Source organism: Nocardia sp. NPDC050630, from assembly GCF_044457245.1.
Lineage (GTDB): Bacteria > Actinomycetota > Actinomycetes > Mycobacteriales > Mycobacteriaceae > Nocardia.
In genome coordinates this window covers 23,430-42,706 of sequence record NZ_JBITGN010000029.1, presented here as the reverse complement: position 1 = coordinate 42,706, position 19,277 = coordinate 23,430, and the positions used below count along the sequence as shown (strand labels likewise).

Here is a 19,277-nt window from a genome sequence, read left to right as displayed (position 1 = left end):
AATATGAGGCTGCGTACTTCTTTGACAATTACCGGCACGATGCCATTGACGGCTATCACTGGCTGCAAGTCGGTCCGACGATCGAGATCCGATAACGGCGGCGACCAGGCCACACATATCGCCGCGATCAACCAACGGCTTCGACACGAGTAGCGGCAGGTCGCCAGGACCGCCGCCACCTACTTCTACGCAGGCCCGAACCGGCCCGAACCACTAGCGGAGAGCGAGACGAGGTAGCAGGCGGGGTCGAGAGTCGGCGTGGGGCAAGTTTGCCAGATAGGGGTCACCTGTTCGGCGGACTCGGCGGGCTCGAGGGAAATTGCCGAGGCGGGAATGGCTGCGACCATGGGAGCCATCAGCAGCGTGCCGATAAGGAATCCGGCACGAAGAGGAGTACGCATGGGTTCTATCCTTCCGAACGGCGAGGGGCGCCATTCGTCGATACGCTATCGAGTCGGCAATCCTGGTCGACAGACCAAGAAAAGGGTGCCCCGAAAACTGGGGACACCGCACAACAGCTGGAATTCTAGTGGCAGAATATTTCGTATATGTTTGCGGCGTCCAACCAAGCGGCGCGAGACCGGATATTGTGCGCATCGAGCGCTGCGGATTGACGCCGATCCCTCACCTTCGTGCTGATCATCGGACTTGCCGGTTTCGTCTCGGCCTGATCTGGAATCGCCGTTATGGAACCGCTCGCTTCCGAGCTTCCGCTCGCCATGTGTCACACTCATCGCGTGCAGTGCTCCTGTGAAGTTCGTTCTGGTCGAACTCTTTGTACCAGGCTCTGCGCTTTCACATTGAGGTGATCTCACCAACTTTCATGTGAGTCGTCCGTGTTCGAAATGGGTGAGGACGAGTGCGGCTTTGACGATGGTGCCGATTTTGGTTGGGCTGCAGGTGAAATGTCGTAGGGCGCGCCAGCGGCCGACGAGGACGGCGAAGCCACGTTCGCCGAGGCAGCGCAGCCCGCGCAGCAGGGCGTTGTAGGTGCGATTGTCCGGATCCAGTGCCCGGCCGTCAGTGGGTTGTTTGATCGGCGTGTGCACGCCGATGCTGGCACCGTGGTAGCCGCCGTCGGCCAGGGTCGGCAGATCCAGCTGCGATGTTGCCCAGTACAGCGCGGCCAGGACCTGTTCACGCGCGGTGACCAGGTCGTGTACCGAACCCGGCTCGACATCGGCGACCCACAGCGGCAATCCCGTTGGTGCAGAAAGTGCTTGGACGTTGCCGCCGTGAGTGTGGGCTTTCCCGGAATACCAGAGGTCGATCTACTTCCCGCGCACGCTGGTGGTCTGCTCGCTGCAGCGATCGGCGTCGAACACCTTCCCGTCGAGGATCACGTACGCGAAGCCCTCCTCGTGCGCGTGGGTCAGCACTTCATGCAGGTCCGGGGTTTGCTCGGCGAGCACGGTGATCCCTTCGTCGTGATACCGGTAGGCCGTGGCCCGGCTGATGCCGAATCCCGCGCCCAGCACCGCGAGGTCTTCCTGCTTGCGGAACCACACCACCAGGAAAAGCGCCTGCTTCCAGCAGGTCAGCGCCCGGCTGCCCCGCCGGGTAGCCCGCGCCCGGCGTTCGGCGGCCAGCAGCCGCGACACCGTACCCGACCAGTTCCCGGGGAACGTCGAGCATGGCAGGATAGGCGATCACGTGGAGTCCTTCTGGCGGGCGGATCTTGTGGTGAGAACCCATCTACCGGGGACTCCACCTTCAACTCCAGCATCCCAAACGGCGTGTCGCCCAAGAACTTCCGTCGCCGAGCACGAAAACCGTTGCCTACGTTGCTGAGATCACCTCAGACAGTGGTCACCGTATGAAGGCTGGACGGACGTGGCGGCGGGTGGCGAGTCGATTTTCGGCGATATCTGTTGCGGCTCGCACGGTGGTGATGCCCTCGGTTCGGGCTCGTTCGATCACCGCGGTGACGAGTTGGGCGACACTGCGGACCCGCTGTTCGGTCCGTTTCTCGTCGTGACCGAGTAGTTGTTCCTCGAGGTAGATGAGTCCGCCGGCATTGGCGAGGAAGTCCGGGGCGTAGAGGATGCCGCGGGTGTCCAGCTGTGCGGCATGCTTTTCGTCGGCGAGCACGTTGTTCGCTCCGCCTGCGATGATGCAGCAGTTCAGCCGCGGCAACGATTCGTCGGTGACAACCGCGCCCAGCGCGCAGGGCGCGAGGACGTCGCATTGCGTGGAGACCAGCTGTTCAGGCGCGATGACCGTCGCACCGAAGCGTTGCGCGAGTTGTTCGGATCGGCTCGGGTCGATATCGGCGACCAGAACGTTCGCCGATTCGGCCGTCAGCAACTCTGTCAGTGCCGAGCCGACGTTACCCGCACCCTGCACTGCCACCGTCACATCGCGCAATGAGCTCGAGCCGGTGCTCACGCGCAGACACGCGCGGATTGCTTCGAGCGTGCCAAGAGCGGTGTAGGGCGAGGGATCTCCGTTGTCACACACGGGTGTGGCTTCGCGACCGATGATTTCGATGTCGGCCTGGGTGGTGCCCACATCGTTGACGGGTATGAAGCGGCGTCCCAGTGTGGCAATGAACCGGCCTTGGGCGCGCAGGAGAGCCTCGGTCTTGTCGTGCGCTGGATCGCCGATGACGATATTGGTGCTGCCGCCGAGGTCCAGTCCCGCCGCGGCGGCCTTCAACGTCATCATCTGCGCCAGTCGCAGCCCGTCGTCGAGGGCGGCCGTCTCGGTAGCGTAGGGCCACATCCGTACACCGCCGAGCGACGGGCCCAATGTGGTGTCATGGATGACGATGATCGACCGGAGTCCACTCTCGACATCGCTGCAGAACATTATTTGTTCTGTGCCGCTCTGCTGGATTCGGCCGAAAAGCGAATCCTCCGTCCTAGTCCGTGTCGGGTAGTCCTGGACAGAATCGATTCGGTTATCGGCTGCGTTTTTGATCACGTGCTCCCCTTTCACTATTTATCGGTCCTGCACATCTATATCCGCGGGCGTGATTTGCCCTCATCCTCCGCTGCATCGTGAATGTGTTCCATCGAGTCCTCCTCGCCGACGAAACCCGACTCGATCATCTGCTTCATTTTCTCGGCAGGAAGCCGCGATCTGACGGCCCATATATAGATCACCGTGGTCCACATCAGAATGACGATGAATCCCCAGTTCAAACCGATCTGTCCGGTGTTTCCCGCATCGGTTTGCGTGTCAGGGAAATCGCTAAAGTAACTGATCACGGTGAGTCCGGCCAGCCATGGTATGAACCACGCGGATGATTTCAAATTCAGCTTCGGGCCACGCTCGATGAAAGGCTGAGTTACGGCGAATATTGCGTAGCCGATCAGAACGGCAATGAACAATTTCCAATTAGTAGGCCATCCCGTCCATAATGTGATGAGATTCGACGAGTAGAATGCAAGGAACGGTATTAAGTCGCCGCCGCGCAATTTGAATGCGCGCGGATACTCCGGAAGTCCTCGGCGAAACGCCGCCAACGCCAGCGCGCCCGAGCCGAGAGACAGGACGGTGGCTCCGGTGACGAAGCCGACCAGTGATTGCCAACCCGGGAAGGGCAGGAAGAAGATCACGCCGACAACGAAGGTGAGCAGCAGGCTGATCCACGGCGCGCCCCGTGCGTTGAGCCGGGCCAGTTGCGCTGGAGCGTTCTTGTTGCGAGCCATGGCGTAGGTCACCCGTGAGGTGGCTGTGGCGAAGATCAGTCCGCTGTCACCTGGGGAAATCACCGCGTCGATGTAGAGCACGACAGCGAGCCAGTTCAAACCGAGAATCGTCGCCAGTGCAGCGAGCGGGCCGAATGCGCTGTTCGCGCCGTTGGACAGCAGGATGTGGCCCCAGCCTTGAGCGAGCGCGCTCGGTGTGAGCGATCCGATGAAAACGATCTGCAGCAGCGCGTAGAGGGTGCCGATGATCAAGACCGATCCGACCACCGCGATCGGGATGTTGCGGCGCGGGTTGTCGGTCTCCCCTGCCAGATCGATACCTTGGCGGAATCCTAGGTACGAGAACACGATGCCCGAGGTTGCCACCGCGGTCAACACTCCGCCGACACCGAAGGGTGCGAATCCTCCTCGGCCGTCATGACCAATGATCTCGTGAAAGTTTCCGATGTGAAATGCAGTGACGGGTAAGGCAACGATGACAAGGACAATGACGGCGAGTTTCCACCAGACCAGCACATTGTTCGCGCGCGCATACCATTTGATGCCGAGCATATTCAGTACGCACAGAATGCCCAAAAGAATGACGGCGACGATGAATCCGACGGGGAACGTCAGCACTGGAACGCCATCGACAACGTGCATGAGAAATCCGAAGCGGACCGCGCTGTATTGCATCGCGGCCTCGACCTCGATGGCCGCGGCCGATCCGCAGGTGATCCACAGAATCCAACCGAAACCGTAACTCACGAATGAACCGAACGCGAAATGCGGGAATCTCACGACGCCACCCGATACCGGAAACATGGTCCCGAGCTCGGCGTAGACAAGGGCGATCAGCATGATCATGAACCCACCGATGACCCAGGAAACGATCGCCGCCGGGCCTGCGGTATTCGCCGCGCTCTGCGCACCGAACAACCAACCCGATCCCACCATGGCGCCGATCGACGTGAACAACAGCCCGACGACACGGACATCCCGGCGCAGTCTTCCGTCCGACGGCGGCCCGGACGCGGGGCTTGTTTGCAGTGTCATGTCGTTTCCTCATCGTTGAGTCGGGCTTGTGGAAAAATCATCGACAGAGCGGTGGTGAGCCGTCGCAAATCCGCGATGGTGTTGTAGGGCGCGACCGACACCCGCAGCATCGGGTCGCCGCGCCACACTCGGATCGGAACTTCGATCCCGAACTCGGCCCTGAGCCGGGCGCACACCACGATCGGGTCGCACGGCGGCACGCGAAAGTAGCCCATTTGAATCCGCCCCTCGTCCGCGAACGGTTCGAATCCGGACGCGCGGAGCAAGCGCCGCCCCTTGTCGAGAATGGTTCGGCATTCGGCGTTGCGCCCGTGCTGGCGAACGAAATCGATCGCTGCCGGGATAGCGAGGTATGCCGCCGGGTCACGGGCGCTGCGCCAATCCTGGCCCGGCTCGAAGGGCGAGTCACCATATCCCCAGCCGACAACGAGCGGTTCGATCATCGACTGGACGGACGCGCGCGCGTGCAGAAACGCCGCGGCTTTGGGACCACACAACCACTTGTGGCAGTTGCCGACGTAGAAGTCCGCACCCAGAGACCGCAGATCCAGCATCAGTTGCCCCGGACCGTGCGCACCGTCGATCACCGACACCACACCCGCAGCGCGTGCCCGCTCGCACAATGCCCGCACTGGCATCAGCACCGCAGTCGGTGAGGTGATGTGGCTGACGACCAGAACTTTCGTACGAGCGCTGGCCGACGCCCAAATCGCGTCGGCTGATGTCTCCGGCGCACGCACGATCCGGGCGCCGGTCCGCCGCGCGATGAAGTCGAGCAGGTTCTGCACCGCCCCGTATTCGTGGTCCGTTGTGAGTATCTCGTCACCGCTGGTCAGCGGAATCGAGCGCAGCACTGTGTTGATCGCCACTGTTGCGTTCAGGATCAAAGCGAGTTCGTCCACGTCGGCCCCGACGTAGGCGCCCAGCTGCGCACGAACCGTGGCGAGTTCGTCCTCTATCCGACGCCCGAGCAGAGCCACCGGTGAGCGCTCCAGCTCGCGCTGCCACGCCTGGTATTTCTCGAACACCGGACGCGGACACGCGCCGAACGCACCGTGATCGAGGTACGTCACACCAGGGTCGAGCAGGAACATTTCGCGCTCTTGTGCAGCGTCCCCTTCATCGTTCAACTCTGCGGAGGCGAATTCGTTCCGGCTTCGGGGTCCCATTTAGTGAGCGTACGAATAACCTAACCATAGGTCTAATGCATAGATATGATGTATTAGATCAGCTATCCTGATTGGTATGCAGTTCGATCAGGTTGAGGCATTCCTTGCCGTCGCCCACCAAGGCGGTTTCACTCGCGCATCCGAGCTGCTGCACGTCTCCCAACCAGCGATCACACGCAGAATCCATCTGCTCGAACGGGAACTGGGTGCCCCGCTGTTCGAGCGCGTCGGCCGTGGTGTCGTCCTCAGCGTCGCCGGACACACCTTTCTGCCGCACGCCGAGAAGCTGGTCGTCTCCGTGCAGGACGGCGTCCACGCCATCCGTGAATTGCAGGACGAGACCATCGGTGAGGTGACACTGGCATTCGTCGGCACCCTCGCCAACACCGAACTGGCCGCTCGGCTTCGCGACTTTCGATGCTCGCACCCCGGCGTTCGGCTTCGCGTGCGCACCGCGACGAGCACCGGAGTCAGTGAGCTGGTTCGCCGCGGTGACGCGACTTTGGGCTTGCGCTACGACCTCGATACCCACCCCGATCTGGAATCGCGGAGAATTTACGACGAGCGGCTCGTGCCGGTCTGTGCGGCGGACGACGAACTGGCAAGGCGGGCCAGAATTTCGGCACGCGAATTGGCCGAACGACCCTGGATCACCTTTCCCCCGCGGCCCGGCGAGGCCCGCGAACCCTACTCGTCCGCATTGACGCAGATCCTGGGTGCCGATCTACTCGCGACCACCGAGGTTGTATCGATCGATAGCCTGATAGCACAGGCACGGATGGTCGAAGCAGGTTTCGGCCTCGCGCTCCTCCCCGAAAGCGGCATCGAACCCGAATTACGGGCGGGGCGATTGCACTTACTGGACGTCGACAGCACGGACTTCATACTCCCGGTACATCTCGTCCGCCGCCGAAACTCGATCAGCAGCGGAGCGATTCGCAGCATCACAGAACTTCTCGAGAACTCGGAACAAACCGAGATCGTCAAGGGGCACACAGCTTCGATTCCTGACCGCGTGATCAGCGGTCGCGATTGAGGGCGATGCCTGTTCCCGCCCGTCGAGGCAACCGGCCGTACCGCACGATTCAACATGCGGCCGGCAATGTCGCACCCCCGGGTAGCGCCATCGGATTCGCTTCCTTCGCAACACCTTCCGCCGCTGCATCGGGTACCGATTCCCAACGGAGTGGGTGCACGACCCTTATCGATCAGTCGAGTGGGAGTGTCTCGCCGGTCAGTTCTTCAGAGACGGTCCGTAGCCGTCGTTGCAGGTCGATGTCGTGGGACTGTGTTGGGTCCGGATCCGCGCGAGAACCAAGGGCGAGTGCTGGACGCGTGTCCAGTGCTGACCGGCACCCTGATCCCAGCGCGACGCGCTCAGCGCCGCCGGGTGCGAGCAGATCTTCCTCGACAAGGCATCCGGCAAACTCGCCATCCGCCCCGAACTCGGCAAGGCGCTGCTGGTAGCGAACCGGCCGAACGGTCAGCTGGTGATCACCAAACTCGACCGCGGCGGTTGCACCCTTGCGCACCTGATCGAGCTTTCCAACACACTGCAGGTCCGCAGTGTGGACCTGGTGGTACTCGACCAGGGCAGACACATCCACCGCGGTCGGACGCATGTTCTTCCAAGTCCTCGGCGCAATCGCCGAGTTCGAGCATGCCCTGATGTCGGAGCGCACCCGTGACGGCATGGCCGCCGCCCATGCCCGCGGCCAGTCGGGCGGGCCGAAACCCAAGCTCGGACCGTGCCGGGAAGACTTGGGCCGCCTCGAATTTACCGACCATTGATGGCGGAATAGGCTGCTGACCTGCGCGTATTCGTAGAATACATGTTCTTGATGTTGTCGCAGCGAAGGTGGGGACGGTGTGTCTAGCGGGGGTTGAGATTCGCCTGATCCGGTGCTGAGCGCTGAATATCGAGCGGTGTTGAGCTGTGGGTGATTTCATGTCGGCGTGACTGGCGAATGAGGCTATGGACGCAGCGGGCATTGTTTCGCGTTGAGCTGGTACGGTTCTCCCGCCTCGATGACGAAGACAGGTGGCTGGTCGCAGAGTAGTCTCGGACTTGGGTTGATTCGTTTGCTGTTGGCCGGGTGAGGTTGGCCATATCCAGTCACAGCACCTGCTGTGCGCGAGCAGTGGTCACGTGCAGCATTCAGCCTCAGAGAGTGAAGTGATCTCACCAACTTTCTTGACGATGGTGCCGATTTTGGTTGGGCTGCAGGTGAAATGTCGTAGGGCGCGCCAGCGGCCGACGAGGACGGCGAAGCCACGTTCGCCGAGGCAGCGCAGCCCGCGCAGCAGGGCGTTGTAGGTGCGATTGTCCGGATCCAGTGCCCGGCCGTCAGTGGGTTGTTTGATCGGCGTGTGCACGCCGATGCTGGCACCGTGGTAGCCGCCGTCGGCCAGGGTCGGCAGATCCAGCTGCGATGTTGCCCAGTACAGCGCGGCCAGGACCTGTTCACGCGCGGTGACCAGGTCGTGTACCGAACCCGGCTCGACATCGGCGACCCACAGCGGCAATCCCGTTGGTGCAGAAAGTGCTTGGACGTTGCCGCCGTGAGTGTGGGCTTTCCCGGAATACCAGAGGTCGATCTACTTCCCGCGCACGCTGGTGGTCTGCTCGCTGCAGCGATCGGCGTCGAACACCTTCCCGTCGAGGATCACGTACGCGAAGCCCTCCTCGTGCGCGTGGGTCAGCACTTCATGCAGGTCCGGGGTTTGCTCGGCGAGCACGGTGATCCCTTCGTCGTGATACCGGTAGGCCGTGGCCCGGCTGATGCCGAATCCCGCGCCCAGCACCGCGAGGTCTTCCTGCTTGCGGAACCACACCACCAGGAAAAGCGCCTGCTTCCAGCAGGTCAGCGCCCGGCTGCCCCGCCGGGTAGCCCGCGCCCGGCGTTCGGCGGCCAGCAGCCGCGACACCGTACCCGACCAGTTCCCGGGGAACGTCGAGCATGGCAGGATAGGCGATCACGTGGAGTCCTTCTGGCGGGCGGATCTTGTGGTGAGAACCCATCTACCGGGGACTCCACCTTCAACTCCAGCATCCCAAACGGCGTGTCGCCCAAGAACTTCCGTCGCCGAGCACGAAAACCGTTGCCTACGTTGCTGAGATCACCTCAGTGCACGTCAATATCTTCCGACAGGCCAACCATCCAGAAACGCTCGCTGAATTAATTGCGCTGGCGGAATGGATAATTCGACGTATCTCACCGTCGTGGTTGAGGAACGGAACTGACTCGCGCGGTAGACCGCGCTCATCGCACTGGTACACTCGGTCCGTCGCAGAGCGGGGGTATGCAGTTGCTGCCCGAATTGCTGCTGCCCGTATTGCTCAGACCACTTACAAACTGATGCAGAAAACTCTCAGTACTGGTTCCGGTCGATGAATGGGCGACTTCCTCCTGCGCCGCTGATGCCTGACCTGTTCCAGCCAACGAAACACCTGCAACCGCAAACACCAGCAGAATGGATTTCATACTTTTACCGCCTTGTAGTCAATGCAACCGAACAATTCACAGTCTCAAGATCGTTTCTTGCCGTCGTAGCTGTCAATCCCCTCGAAGTGTGGAGAGTTCCTTTATGCGGCCTCGTCTCGTGACAGGGCTGCTGCGGCCTCCGCTCGGACGGTGGCCATGTGGGTCTCGTAGTCGATCGGCGATCTCCCGCCACACAGCGAGTGACGGCGGGCTGGGTTGTAGAACCCGGTGATCCAGGTGACGATCTTCAACCGGGCCTCGGCGCGGGTGCGAAACCGGTGCCGGTGGGCGAACTCGACTTTCAGGGTGGAGTTGAACGCCTCGGCGGGGCTGTTGTCCAGGGCCGATCCGACCCGGCCCATCGATTGCACGACGCCCAGGGCGCGGCAGAGCCGGTTGAACGCCGCAGCGGTGTATTCGCTGCCTCTATCGGAGTGGAAGATCACTCCGTCGATGTCCCCGCCGCGGATGGTTGCAGCTATTTGCAGTGCGGCACAGGTTAATTCGGCATCGTGATGGGCGCTGGTGGCGTAGCCGAGCAGGCGGCCGGAGAACCGTTCTTCCACCGACGCCACATACAGTTTTCCCTCCTCGGTCGGTATTTCGGTCACATCACCGCACCACAGCACGTTCGGCGCGACGGCGGTGAATTGCCGGCGCACCAGATCCGGCGCCACCGCCCGTTTCCCCGGCCTGGTCAGGCTGTGTCTACGTTTGACTTTCCTTGCAACCCAGCCGCTTTCGGCCATGATCTGCGCGATGGTGTTGTCGGACACCTGCCAGCCATTCTCACGCAGCTCGTCGCCGATACGGGGACTGCCGTAGGTTTGCCCGAGGCATCGAAGATCACGCGGATCGCCTCGGTCAGCTGCGCACGCCGCTGCTGCCGCGGTGTCGGCGGCCGGTCGTGCCACTTATAGAACCACGACTCGGACACATCGAGAGCGCGGCAGCAAACGGCGTGCGGCACACCGTGTTCGGTCCTCTGGGAGGCGATGAACCGGGCCACGCTCACTTGGTCGCCTCCTTCACCCACAGGACCACCGATCGCTTGAGCACATCGCGCTCCATCGCCAGCTCGGCGTTCTCGCGCCGCAACCGCAGCAGCTCTTCACGCTCGGACTCACTGAACCGGTCACCGGCCGCACCGTCACGCTGCTGCCGGTCCCGCGCCATCCAGGTCGTCAGCGTGCCCTCGTTGATCCCCAGCTCACGGGCGACCTGCGCGACCGGGCGCCCCGTCTCCCGCACGATCCGCACCGCTCCCTCGCGGAAGTCCGCATCGAACTTGCGTCTCTTCTCCGCCATCTGGCCTTCCTCTATGGTCCGGCCTCCACGATATGAGGGGAATCGCATAGCCTCCATAGCTGCAGGTGTCCAGAAGGTGCGACCAGCATCACCCGGGTGGGAAAGTAGATCAACGAGCGCACACCCCAGTTGATGCGCAGTTGTGCTACTCGCTTCAGGGGCCGTTGGCCGAGATGTGTTCACAGCCGACGAGTGTGTCGGTGGTGCAGATGAACCGGCTGCCAAAGATGCAGATACCGGATTGCGAGAAATACGCATTACAGAACTATCCTTCGTCGAATTCTCTACTGAGCCAAATTTAAGCAGCGCCTGAGTTAGGGAAGCGTGCCAGAACAAGCAGATCCACAACATCCGTTTCCCGTCGGTATTGGCAACGGAGACACTCAGATCGGTGATGCGGGCATTTGTGCCAGCGACGTCGGAAAAACTACCGGTGAGCGACGGCAGATGTGAGCAGGTTGTGATGGCCTGTTCCCAATGAATGAGACCGCTCGGTATTAGAGTCCTTGTTGGCCCTGGTCAGGGCTGGAAGGGACACTGAGGGACATGGCAGGACGTAAGCGGCATTCCGCGGAGGACATCGTGCGGAAGCTGCGCCGTGCCGACGAGCTGGCTGCTGCCGGGCAAACCGGTGAGCAGATCGCGGCTGATCTGGGGGTGTCGGCGGCGACGTTGTACAACTGGCGCCGCCAGTACGGAGGGGTGGACACCGATGCCGCGAAGGAGCTCAAGGAGCTGCGTGAGCAGAACGCGAGGTTGAAGCGGCTGTTGGCGGACGCGGAGCTGGAGAAGGACGCGCTGCGGGAGATCGCTCGGGGAAAATTCTGAGCCCGGCCGCCAGGCGGCGGGCGGTGGACATGCTCACACAGGTGATGGGCATGTCAGAGCGGTTCGCGTGCAAGGTGGTTGGGCTGCATCGGTCCACGTATCGGCGGCTGCCGACCGCGCAGACACAGGCCGATCCGGACACCGGTTTGCGGGCCTGGCTGCGTTCCTACGCGGTGAAATATCCGGGCCACGGGTTCCGTCGGGCGTGGGCGGCGCTACGGTTCGACGAGGGCAGCGGGGTGAATAAGAAACGGGTGCACCGGCTCTGGCGCGAGGAAGGGTTGCAGGTGCGCGCTCATCACCCGCGTAAGCGGGCTGGCTGCTCGACTGCACCGCTGGTTGATGCGGATGCGCCGAAGGTGGTGTGGGCGTTGGACTTTCAGTTCGACTCCACCGTCGATGGGCGGGCGGTGAAGATCGCGTCGATGATCGATGAGCACACGCGGGAGTCGCTGCTGCACCTGGTGGAGCGGTCGATCACCGCCGAGCGGCTGGTCGCCGAGCTGGAGAAAGTGTTCACCAGCAGTGGTGGCCCTCCGCGGATGCTGCGGATGGACAACGGGCCGGAAATGATTTCGATTGCGCTGCAACAGTTCTGCGCGAACAAGGTGGGGATGGTCTACATCCCACCCGGCACGCCATGGAACAACGGCTACATCGAGTCGTTCAACCGTCGGCTGCGCACCGAGTGCCTCAACCGCAACCACTGGACCAGCCTGCTCGAAGCCCGGGTCGTGATCGGCGATTTCAAGACCGAGCACAACCTACGGCACCGCCACTCGGCGCTCGGCTATCTCACTCCGGCCGAGTACGCTGCCCGCTGCACGCACAGCCACCACCCGGTGGCCTGCAGCATCAACTGAATCTGGATCGAATCGACCCCGGACTCCAATACCAGGTGGTCGCCTCATCGGGGACCGGCCAGTGAGGCCGGGCCGGGTGCGTGGTGGCAAGCCATCCCTTGAAAGATGGTGCGGCAGCGCGTCTGATACAGAAGGGCAGCGCTGCTGTGATGGTTCGGTGCCCCATCCTGGCCCGGCTAGGGACGTCTTTCGTCGCGAAGTCGGACGATGACCGTTTTGACCTGTGGTTTGCTGCCTGCGAGGGGGTTGGGTTACTCGCCAGGTAAGGTCCGGCGCGTGGCATATGCACGGAGGGTGCGGACTGCGTCTGACGCGGTGGATGTGCAGATGACTCGGAAGGACCGTGGCCGGGTGTCGTTCGTGGAGCATGTCGGGTCCGCACACCGATGCTGAGCTAGGAGTTTTGAGGGCGGCACAGTTGATGCCGCGCAACGTGTCGTTGAGCGCGCGGTCGGTGTCGCTAGGGCAGGCGGCGTTCTCAACGCCTTGTCGATGATCTTGCAGTTGGACAGTCGCTGCCACCAGCGGCCTTGCCGAGCGCGAATAGTTAGGCGAGCCCACCCGCTGAGAGAAAGGTGCGGCAGTATTCGATTCTCCCGCACACGGTTAGCTACAAGGGTGGGCCGGTCGCTACGCGGCGGTCACCACATCTGCCCGTTGCACCCCTGATAGTTGGCGGAGAAGGTGCACATTGAGGTGATTCCCAGCAGTTTGAGCACCTGCACCGCGGCATTGACAGATCCTGTACCAGCGGCGGTGGCAACCGCAATCTCCGATGTGTTCGCCGGGGCCGGTTCCAGCGCAATACCGGGCGACGCCGCAGCGGAACCCATTGCCGTACCGCCCCCGAGGGCGAACGCCACCACGGCCGCACAACCGACAACTGTTTTCTTCATGATCTGTCCTGTCATCGAATTTGCTTGTCGCGTAGCACGTTAACTCGGCCCAAAGCCTGCCGGAAGCCGGACTTACAGGTGCCATTACTTCCGGGGGCTGCGCATGGGTACCGGAAAACCGAGAATGTTGAACTCGGGGCGCATCCCGAATTTCACACACCGAACCAGTCGGCCCGGAATCACGCACCCCGGGTGCTTCGGTGTGGGCCGGCGGGCCTGAGCAGGTTGCGAGGTCGGGCCGGGTCCTTGAAGACGTTCTTGCCGAACGCCTCCTGCTCTGGCTCTATGCCTACGGCAGCAACACCGGCATCCGGTCGGTCGCCGGTGGCGACCACGGCCACAGCAAGGAGGGCATCCGCTACGTGCGCCGCCGCTATCTGACACCGGAGACTGCGCACCGGATCGCGATCGAGATCGCCAACGCGACGTTCCGGGTTCGCCGAGTGAGTGTGTGGGGCGAGGGCTCCACTGCGGTGGCCAGCGACTCGACGCATTTCGGGTCGTGGGACCAGAACATCTTCACCGAGTGGCACTCCCGCTACGGCGGGCGCGGCGCGCTGATCTACTGGAGCGTGGAGAAGGGTTCGGTGGTGATCCCACTCGCAGCGGATTAACTGCTCCGCCAGCGAGGTTCACGCGATGGTGGAGGGCGCGGTCCGGCACGGCACGCTGGTCTACGTCAACACCCTGATGATCCAAGATCTCATCGACGACCCCGGATACCGGCGACATCCTCGTCACCGCCGCCGACAAGCGCGGGGGGTGACGATACACGTCCTGCCCTACGGAGAGGTCAAACTCAACATGAGCAGCCGCCTCACCCTCAGCGGCCTGTAGCACTTCCAGGCAGGGTGCCGGGGTGGATTCTTGATCATGGCGTCACGGAGGCGGCGGGAAGATGACAGCCAGCTTGGTGGAGGGTAGGTATTCGTTCCCTGCGCTATTCCTCTGGTTGATCGGAAAGTCCGGGGACGGGTCGAACACTTTCGCGAGCCCCGCTTGCATCCGGCCCCCTGCGCCCGAATCTGACCTATGCCGGGTTTACCTCAGTCGAGCCATGATTCCGCTCGGCACCCCGTACCTCGTGTCTGCCACCGTGAGTGCCACGACACCGTGGCCTTCGGAGAAGTAGACCTCCCCTTGGTTCAACCACGACGCGTGCACCGGCAGGTGCACCATGTGCGCGTTCGGGTAGGCGTCGTTGAGACGCGCCGCTGCCCAGTTGCGGTGGGAGGCGGCGTTGTCGACGATCCAGAACACTCGCCCCGGGCTGGCGTGGGGTTCGGTTGTCATGACCTGGGCGGTGAGCCGGGAGAATGGCTCGATGCCGGTGCTGGGCTCGCAGCGGCCGATGACGTGGGCGCGGTGCACGTCATCGGCGGGGAAATAGGCGAGAGTGCCGCCGCGTCGGTATTCCGATTCCACTCGCATCGCCCGCCGGGCGGCGGGCGCGACCAGGACGCTGGTGAACGCCACCTTCGCCGCCCGAGATCCGAACTGGTGGGGTGCGGGCACCGCCTGTGCCAGCGATTCGAAGAAGTTCGGCTCCTGGGAGTCGAACCTGATGCCCCAATACCACCAGCGCTACGGCGGCCCCGGGGTGATGATCTACTGGCACGTCGAACGCAGCCGCGTCTGCATCTACTCCCAGCTCAAATCGTGTTCGAGCTCGGAGGTCGCGGCGATGATCGAAGGCTTGCTGCCGCACCGACACCGACACCGACACCGACACCGAAGCCAACTACGTCGACACCCACGGCGCGTCGGTCGTCGGATTCGCGTTCACCGAGCTGCTGGGATTCAAGCTGCTGCCCCGGTTGAAGAACATCGGTTCGATCCGGTTGTACCGGCCCGACGACACCGCAGTGCACGGGGAGCTGGGACCGGTGCTCACACGACCGATCCGGTGGGAACTCATCGCCCAGCAGGACGACCAGATGGTCAAATACGCAACCGCGCTGCGCCTGGGCACCGCCGAGAGCGAGTCGATCCTGCGGCGGTCCACCCGCGGTGGCCCGAAACACCCCACCTACCAGGCCCTCGAGGAGCTGGGGCGAGCGGTGCGAACGATTTTCGCCTGCGACTATCTGGCATCGGAAGAACTCAGAAGAGAGATCAACAGCGGGTTGCAGGTGGTGGAGAACTGGAACTCAGCCAACACAGTCGTGTTCTACGGCAAGGACTCCCAGCTCACCGGCGCCGACCGCGAGCACGCCGAGGTATCGATGCTCGCTTTGCACCTACTGCAATCGGCGATGGTGCACATCAATACCCTTCTGCTGCAAGCCGTCCTGGAAGCCCCGGAATTCCACGACCTGGTCGGCGACACCGAACGCCGCGCACTGAGCCCGCTGTTCTGGTCCAACATCAACCCCAACGGGCGCTGCCGTCTCGACATGAACACCCGCCTGGACCTCACCCTGGAACGACTCGCAGGCTGAGAAACCTCTGGGACGCGCCGGGGGCCTGGCCGCGCGGACAGTTCGCATGGGTGAGGCAGTGCAGTCAGTCCATCGGTGCCTGCCGATCGCGTTGGAGCCCGTTCGGGTGCCTGCCTTATGGATCCGCACCGGCCATCCCTGGATCGACGCTACGGAGCTCCGCCGGGCCAGCTCACCGTGACGTTGATCGGTCCGTGTTCCGCGAAGACTTCGTCCATGGGGTTTTGATCGAAGACGTCCTCGTATATCCCTACGAAGCGGCTACGGTAGGTGCGTCCGTCAGATTGTGCTTCGTCGGCATATTTCTGTCCCATTTCATGAATCGCTGTTTCCTTGGTCATCTCGCCGCGCACGTGCTGGTCATAAATACTCAGATACTCCTGCGGTTTCGATGACGCGGGCAGTATTCTGGGCCCTCCGTTATCAGCGATTTCGTATAGACCTTCGACCTCATGGAAGACCGCCTGTCCTTCATCTCGGAAATGCGGTTGCGCGCATTTGACCGCCCACCGGGCTCGCCCTTCCCCGTTATAGGTGACAACCGTCGGCGGGCGCTCACTTTCTGGATGCGCATGCCCCACTTCATGAAGGATCGCGGATGCTCTGTGCTCCGCGCTGGAATCCTCGGCGATCGCTATCACCTTGCTCGCGCGGTGGGTGCGAGTACCCTCGCCGGCCGGACCGAGGCGAATCGTCCAGCCGGCGTCTTGGACGTCTTTGATCCTCTTCACAGATTTGGGTGACAACGAGACGATACTGTCGACTTCCGCGCCCAGCCCTGTCGTCACCTCCAGGTCACCAGGTCCTCCGAACATCCCACCCGACTCTCGCGGCGAAGCGGGCGTATTGCCCGCCAACTCGTCCGTGCTGCTGGCCACTCGCCCACTATGACCAACTGCGGGGTCGGGAGCGGATACCTGCCTGCGCTCCGTCGCTGTCAGCGCTACTCCTGCCTGTTCGACCTCATGCCCGCCACGGCGGTCGGCGCGCAACTTCTCATCGACATCGCCCTTGACAAAGCGAGCTGCGCCCCAGTCGATGTCCGCAGCGCCTTCGGCTCCTCTCCTGGTCAGGCGAGTCAGATCGTGAGTCAGATCGTGCATGATCTTGACCAACGCCCTGGTGATGCCGTTGCTCAAGCGGGCCTCACCACTGCGATCAGTGCAGGCTCGGGGCATCTGCTCGGGAAAGTGACACCGTGCTGTCCCGTCATGAGTCGGTGCCCGCGCGGGCGACGCGCCCGATCACTGACACCCGAAACGCGCCACCGGCATGCTCGTATTCCATCGTGACCATTACCGGATGCACCTCGTCGGGGAGGCGGACCACTTGCGCTGCAGATTCCATGGACAAGCCAGCGGTCGGAACGTCGGCGCCGGCCGCCGCTGATCGGAGATAGCGGTGCAATGATGTTTTCGGGATCCCAGTCTTCTTCGCGATCTCCTCCAGCGACTTGTTCTCGCGCCGCCGCAACCGCGCGTACTCGATCTTGTCCTCTGGGTGGGCGACCGGGCGGCCGACACGGCGACCGGCGGCTTCGGCGACCGCGCGAGCGGGCGCAGCCCGCTCGGCGGTGAACGTGCGTTCCATCTCTGCGAACAACGCAAGCAGTAGCACCGCCACCCGGCCCAGGCCCTCGTCGGCGGTATCGATCGGCACCGGATCCGCAAGGGATTTCACCCCAATACCTTGCTCGCGCAGATCGTGGATGAGGCTGAGCACCTCCCGCAAATTGCGCACCACGATCCGATCCCCAGGACGAGCGTAAGCCAGCAACTCGGTGAGTCCGGGCCGGTCGACGGTCGCGCCAGTCTTGTCGACATAGATCCGCGGACCCAGTATCCCAGCCTCTGCGAGGACGACCAGCTGGCGGTTGAGGCTCTGCTTGGTCGAGCTGACCCGCGCATAGCCGAGATCCAAACCACTCGCCGGGTGCTGATCCACCACCATCATGGCGATGACCGTACCGGAAGCTGGTTCCGCACGCGGATTCCGGAACACATCCCGGTGATGTCCAGTGGAACGACTTCTGGAACGACGGGCAAGCGAATCATCCTAGTCGCAAGTCGGACGCTGGTCCAACTATCTGATTCCGGGGCCGACTGCGCCGGATGTTGAGGCTCGTGGTAGGAAGTTCTGCACGACTGGGTTCCATCGGTGGTGGGCTGAGAGTCGTCACTCATGTCGTCGGATTCACGAGTGGGCATGAAGCGGCTTGCCAGCGAGCGCGAGGTGCGCCTCGCCGATCGCTTCCGAAAGGGTCGGGTGGGGATGGATGTGCTGCGCGACCTCTTCGGGACGGGCGTCCCAGTTGACGACGAGCTGCGCCTCCGCGAGCAATTCACCGACCCGCTCACCCACCATATGGACGCCGAGGACAGGGCCATCCTTCGCGGCGACCACCTTGACGATGCCGGACGTGCCCAGGATCCGCGCCTTCCCGTTGCCCGCGAGGTCGTAGGTCACGTCCACTACCTCATAGCCGGCAGCAACGGCGCCCTCAGTCGAGAGACCGACCGAGGCGACTTCCGGATGCGAGTACGTGATGCGGGGAATCCGGGCGTAGTCGATCTCGTCGGGCTGGAGCCCTGCCAGCGCCTCCGCTACCAAAATGCCTTCTGCGAATCCGGTGTGGGCGAGTTGAAGGGTTGGGATGACGTCACCGACGGCATAGATCGTCCGGACCGCGGTGCGACACAGGGGATCGACGTCGATGTAGCCGCGGGTGGTGGTCACACCAACGGACTCGAGTCCGATGCCATCGGTGGCAGGTGCGCGGCCAATCGCAACGAGGAGTACCTCGGCAGTCAGCACCCTTCCGTCGTCGAGCGTCACTTCCACCCCGTTGTCTCTCGCCGTCGCGTGCTGTACTGCCGCGCCCAGTGCAGTGGAGATTCCCTCCTTCTTGAAAGCCTTCTCGAGAGCCCTACTCGACGCGGCGTCCTCGAGCGGCACGAGATTCGGCATGGCCTCGACGATTGTCACCTTGGTGCCGAACGCGTTCCACGCGGTCGCGAACTCGCACCCGATTGCGCCTCCACCGAGGATGATCGCGGAGGTGGGCGCGTGGTCGAAGCCGAGAGCGTCGTTGCTGTCGATGATCCGCTCGTGATCGACAGCGATGCCGGCGACCGTCTTGGGAACCGAACCCGTCGCGATGATCACGGCCGCGCCGGTGATGACGGTCTCGGGCCCGTCTGCGGGGGTGACCGTCACCTGCGTTGGCGAGGTCAGGCGGCCCGTGCCGGCGACGACGTGAATGCCACGGCTTGCAACCAGCCCGGAGAGCCCACGGAACAGCCCATCGACGACGCTCTGCTTGTGCTTGTCGACCCCCGCGAAGTCGATCGCGTCGAGCGTCGAAGCGACGCCGAACTTGGCACTGTGCCTGACCGTCTCAGCGACCTCGGCCGATCGCAGCAGCGCCTTGGTCGGAATGCAGCCCCGGTGCAGGCAGGTCCCACCGAGCTTGTCCTTCTCCACGAGTGCCACACGACTGCCGAGTTCTGCGGCACGCAAGGCGGCCGCGTATCCGCCGCTGCCGCCGCCGAGCAGGACGAGATCGTATTGCGGGTTACCCATTCATTCACTCCTCT

At 63.0% G+C, this 19,277-nt stretch carries 13 protein-coding genes and 5 pseudogenes; 5 read left to right on the top strand and 13 right to left on the bottom strand.

The window, feature by feature from the left end:
- Positions 1-185: 185 nt before the first annotated feature.
- The 5 genes and pseudogenes from ACIBG0_RS38345 to ACIBG0_RS38325 form a co-directional block, all read right to left on the bottom strand.
- Positions 186-401, bottom strand: coding sequence for a hypothetical protein (locus ACIBG0_RS38345; protein ID WP_397039919.1), 216 nt, complete (start codon positions 399-401; stop codon positions 186-188).
- Between the two features lie 420 nt (positions 402-821).
- A pseudogene (locus ACIBG0_RS38340) lies at positions 822-1,653 on the bottom strand (transposase family protein).
- A 156-nt stretch (positions 1,654-1,809) separates the two neighbouring features.
- Positions 1,810-2,925: a Leu/Phe/Val dehydrogenase gene (locus ACIBG0_RS38335; RefSeq protein ID WP_397039917.1), complete on the bottom strand. Its 1,116-nt coding sequence runs from the start codon at positions 2,923-2,925 to the stop codon at positions 1,810-1,812.
- A gap of 35 nt (positions 2,926-2,960) precedes the next feature.
- Positions 2,961-4,691: an APC family permease gene (locus ACIBG0_RS38330; protein ID WP_397039915.1), complete on the bottom strand. Its 1,731-nt coding sequence runs from the start codon at positions 4,689-4,691 to the stop codon at positions 2,961-2,963.
- Positions 4,688-5,860, bottom strand: a complete 1,173-nt coding sequence (locus ACIBG0_RS38325) for an aminotransferase class V-fold PLP-dependent enzyme (protein WP_397039913.1) — start codon at positions 5,858-5,860, stop codon at positions 4,688-4,690. The genes ACIBG0_RS38330 and ACIBG0_RS38325 overlap by 4 nt, the downstream gene beginning before the upstream one ends.
- Positions 5,861-5,936: 76 nt before the next feature.
- Between ACIBG0_RS38325 and ACIBG0_RS38320 the strand changes: the two genes are divergently transcribed.
- Positions 5,937-6,896 (top strand): LysR family transcriptional regulator, encoded by a 960-nt coding sequence (locus ACIBG0_RS38320; RefSeq protein WP_397039911.1) that lies wholly within the window; start codon positions 5,937-5,939, stop codon positions 6,894-6,896.
- Between the two features lie 364 nt (positions 6,897-7,260).
- Positions 7,261-7,651, top strand: a pseudogene (locus tag ACIBG0_RS38315) (recombinase family protein).
- Positions 7,652-8,005: 354 nt separating this feature from the next.
- Here the strand turns inward: ACIBG0_RS38315 and ACIBG0_RS38310 are convergent.
- The 3 genes and pseudogenes from ACIBG0_RS38310 to ACIBG0_RS38300 form a co-directional block, all read right to left on the bottom strand.
- Positions 8,006-8,840 (bottom strand): annotated as a pseudogene (locus ACIBG0_RS38310) (transposase family protein).
- A 606-nt stretch (positions 8,841-9,446) separates the two neighbouring features.
- Positions 9,447-10,259 (bottom strand): IS3 family transposase, encoded by an 813-nt coding sequence (locus ACIBG0_RS38305; RefSeq protein ID WP_397039909.1) that lies wholly within the window; start codon positions 10,257-10,259, stop codon positions 9,447-9,449.
- A gap of 97 nt (positions 10,260-10,356) precedes the next feature.
- Positions 10,357-10,653 carry a transposase gene (locus tag ACIBG0_RS38300; protein WP_397039906.1) on the bottom strand — a complete coding sequence of 99 codons (297 nt, stop codon included), beginning with the start codon at positions 10,651-10,653 and terminating at the stop codon, positions 10,357-10,359.
- 546 nt (positions 10,654-11,199) lie between these two features.
- Between ACIBG0_RS38300 and ACIBG0_RS38295 the strand changes: the two genes are divergently transcribed.
- A protein-coding gene (locus tag ACIBG0_RS38295; protein WP_397039904.1) for an IS3 family transposase occupies positions 11,200-12,344 on the top strand; the annotation gives its coding sequence in 2 pieces (ribosomal slippage) (positions 11,200-11,476 and positions 11,476-12,344; 1,146 coding nt in all).
- A gap of 641 nt (positions 12,345-12,985) precedes the next feature.
- Here ACIBG0_RS38295 and ACIBG0_RS38290 read toward each other — a convergent pair.
- Positions 12,986-13,255, bottom strand: a complete 270-nt coding sequence (locus tag ACIBG0_RS38290) for a hypothetical protein (protein ID WP_397039902.1) — start codon at positions 13,253-13,255, stop codon at positions 12,986-12,988.
- Positions 13,256-13,440: 185 nt separating this feature from the next.
- On the opposite strand from ACIBG0_RS38290, the pseudogene ACIBG0_RS38285 reads away from it, so the two are divergent.
- Positions 13,441-13,927, top strand: a pseudogene (locus ACIBG0_RS38285) (Tn3 family transposase); the annotation flags it as partial.
- A gap of 354 nt (positions 13,928-14,281) precedes the next feature.
- Here ACIBG0_RS38285 and ACIBG0_RS38280 read toward each other — a convergent pair.
- Positions 14,282-14,755, bottom strand: coding sequence for a hypothetical protein (locus ACIBG0_RS38280; protein ID WP_397039958.1), 474 nt, complete (start codon positions 14,753-14,755; stop codon positions 14,282-14,284).
- Here ACIBG0_RS38280 and ACIBG0_RS38275 point away from each other — a divergent pair.
- Positions 14,691-15,681: pseudogene (locus ACIBG0_RS38275) on the top strand (Tn3 family transposase); the annotation flags it as partial. The gene ACIBG0_RS38280 and the pseudogene ACIBG0_RS38275 sit on opposite strands and share 65 nt — an antisense overlap.
- A gap of 149 nt (positions 15,682-15,830) precedes the next feature.
- On the opposite strand, the gene ACIBG0_RS38270 reads toward ACIBG0_RS38275, so the two are convergent.
- The 3 genes from ACIBG0_RS38270 to lpdA all read right to left on the bottom strand — a co-directional run bounded on the left by ACIBG0_RS38270 (position 15,831) and on the right by lpdA (position 19,263).
- Positions 15,831-16,820, bottom strand: a complete 990-nt coding sequence (locus tag ACIBG0_RS38270; RefSeq protein ID WP_397039900.1) for a hypothetical protein — start codon at positions 16,818-16,820, stop codon at positions 15,831-15,833.
- A gap of 70 nt (positions 16,821-16,890) precedes the next feature.
- On the bottom strand, positions 16,891-17,634 hold the full coding sequence (locus tag ACIBG0_RS38265; protein ID WP_397039898.1) for a recombinase family protein: 744 nt from the start codon (positions 17,632-17,634) through the stop codon (positions 16,891-16,893).
- Positions 17,635-17,874: 240 nt separating this feature from the next.
- Entirely contained in the window at positions 17,875-19,263 is a 1,389-nt protein-coding gene (gene lpdA / locus ACIBG0_RS38260) for a dihydrolipoyl dehydrogenase (RefSeq protein WP_397039896.1), read from the bottom strand.
- Between the last annotated feature and the right edge of the window lie 14 nt (positions 19,264-19,277).

Excerpts from the sequence above, each read along its gene's own strand:
- lpdA (WP_397039896.1), bottom strand. The coding sequence starts at position 19,263 with ATGGGTAACCCGCAATACGATCTCGTCCTGCTCGGCGGCGGCAGCGGC.
- ACIBG0_RS38325 (WP_397039913.1), bottom strand. The coding sequence starts at position 5,860 with ATGGGACCCCGAAGCCGGAACGAATTCGCCTCCGCAGAGTTGAACGAT.
- ACIBG0_RS38300 (WP_397039906.1), bottom strand. The coding sequence starts at position 10,653 with ATGGCGGAGAAGAGACGCAAGTTCGATGCGGACTTCCGCGAGGGAGCG.
- ACIBG0_RS38265 (WP_397039898.1), bottom strand. The coding sequence starts at position 17,634 with ATGATGGTGGTGGATCAGCACCCGGCGAGTGGTTTGGATCTCGGCTAT.
- ACIBG0_RS38345 (WP_397039919.1), bottom strand. The coding sequence starts at position 401 with ATGCGTACTCCTCTTCGTGCCGGATTCCTTATCGGCACGCTGCTGATG.
- ACIBG0_RS38320 (WP_397039911.1), top strand. The coding sequence starts at position 5,937 with ATGCAGTTCGATCAGGTTGAGGCATTCCTTGCCGTCGCCCACCAAGGC.
- ACIBG0_RS38290 (WP_397039902.1), bottom strand. The coding sequence starts at position 13,255 with ATGACAGGACAGATCATGAAGAAAACAGTTGTCGGTTGTGCGGCCGTG.
- ACIBG0_RS38330 (WP_397039915.1), bottom strand. The coding sequence starts at position 4,691 with ATGACACTGCAAACAAGCCCCGCGTCCGGGCCGCCGTCGGACGGAAGA.